Raw genomic sequence first — 1394 nt, 5'->3', positions numbered from 1 at the left:
GCCGCAATTTTTGTCAATTGTTTGCGATCTGGAGCGAACTAATCAATTAAATCTCTTGCCAGATAAGGATTGAGTCGATTTATGCTCCCCTATCGAACCATACCAAGTCCCGAAGAGCCGCAATTTTTGGGGAATGGCGATTTGGATGAGGAGGGGCGATTTTGAGGAGGAGGGGCGATTTTGAGGAGGAGGGGCGATTTTGAGGAGGAGGGGCGATCGCTCCCTAATCAGTATAAGTTGATATAATTATCGTATGTTTATCTGGTCGTCAAAATGTTGCTAAAAATCGTACAAATCGGTAATTCTCAAGCAATTACAATTCCTCAAGCAATCATGGAACAGTGTGAACTTCTGGACGAAGTTGAGGCGATAGTTGATGGAAAAAGAATTATTCTGAGTGCTAAAAAGAAGGTGAGGGAAGGCTGGGCTGAGTTATTTGATGATGCTCCTATTGAAGCCGAGTTACAGGATTGGCTAGGGGTGGAAAACGAGTTTGAGCGGCAAAATCAATGGTAGAAAGATTTAGCATCCTGTTGGTGGCACTCGATCCAACTAGGGGGTCTGAACTGCAAAAAACTCGACCTTGTGTTGTTGTTTCTCCTAGTGAAATTAATGCTCGATTAAGAACAGTCGTTATTGCACCAATCACCAGTACTGTCAAAAATTACCCAACAAGAATCCCCATTGATCAAGAAAATGTGCGCGGCAGTATTGCTTTAGACCAAATTAGGGCGATTGACAAAACCCGAATTGTTGCCACAATTGGCAGTCTTGACGAACGGGTAGCAATGGTAGTGGCTGATCGATTGGTTGAATTTTTTCACTACTGATTGTCACCGAATTTGTTCGGTTTTAGTATCGCTTTTTTATAAAACAGGGAGAGGTGATCGCTTTTTAGAGTAAGGGTGAAGGGGCGATCGCTTTTGGGAGGAGCAATTTTTTGGGAATGGCTATCGCTGTTGGGTGATGAGGAGAGGCGATCGTTTTTGGGTGATGTGGGAATGGCGATCACTTTTGGGTGATGTGGGAATGGCGATCGCCTGCCCTGAGATTAATCTCTCAACAAAGCTCGAAAACCAGCTTGCTGAAAATGAATATCCGTTGTTAATGCTTCCGTTATTCTACGCTCTTCCATTACAATAAAAGAAATACAGTCAACAATTCCCCAATTTTTATCGTTTCTTTGACAATATAGATGATAATCGTCCGTAGATGAAGATAAAGCGATCGCATAACTTGTATCGAGAAATTTCTGGCTCTTCGTTACTCTTTATGCTAAATCAACATACAAGATGCCAAGACAACATACTTCTAACCCAAAAATTCCGAAAGTTTCTCAAGCCATAGGCTCTCCGTTTTATTAGTTTAAGTTTATTGTTGATTCCCTCGACCAT

Annotated in this window: 4 protein-coding genes; 2 read left to right on the top strand and 2 right to left on the bottom strand. The window is 42.0% G+C overall.

Annotated elements, in window-relative coordinates; all coding sequences use genetic code 11:
* Window positions 1-273 precede the first annotated feature (273 nt).
* Window positions 274-516, top strand: a complete 243-nt coding sequence (locus PX481_RS16095) for an AbrB/MazE/SpoVT family DNA-binding domain-containing protein (RefSeq protein ID WP_002736094.1) — start codon at window positions 274-276, stop codon at window positions 514-516.
* Entirely contained in the window at window positions 510-830 is a 321-nt protein-coding gene (locus PX481_RS16090) for a type II toxin-antitoxin system PemK/MazF family toxin (protein ID WP_002735990.1), read from the top strand. Before PX481_RS16095 ends, PX481_RS16090 begins: the two co-directional genes overlap by 7 nt.
* Here PX481_RS16090 and PX481_RS16085 read toward each other — a convergent pair.
* Window positions 824-1012, bottom strand: a complete 189-nt coding sequence (locus PX481_RS16085; protein ID WP_130756655.1) for a hypothetical protein — start codon at window positions 1010-1012, stop codon at window positions 824-826. The genes PX481_RS16090 and PX481_RS16085 overlap by 7 nt on opposite strands.
* 268 nt (window positions 1013-1280) lie before the next feature.
* Window positions 1281-1394 (bottom strand): transposase (locus PX481_RS16080; protein ID WP_071824397.1); only part of this gene is annotated, 114 nt, incomplete at its 5' end.

This window comes from Microcystis sp. M53603_WE2, from assembly GCF_030065435.1.
The sequence above is the reverse complement of the archived record's forward strand: the minus strand, read 5'-3'. Positions and strand labels throughout refer to the sequence as shown.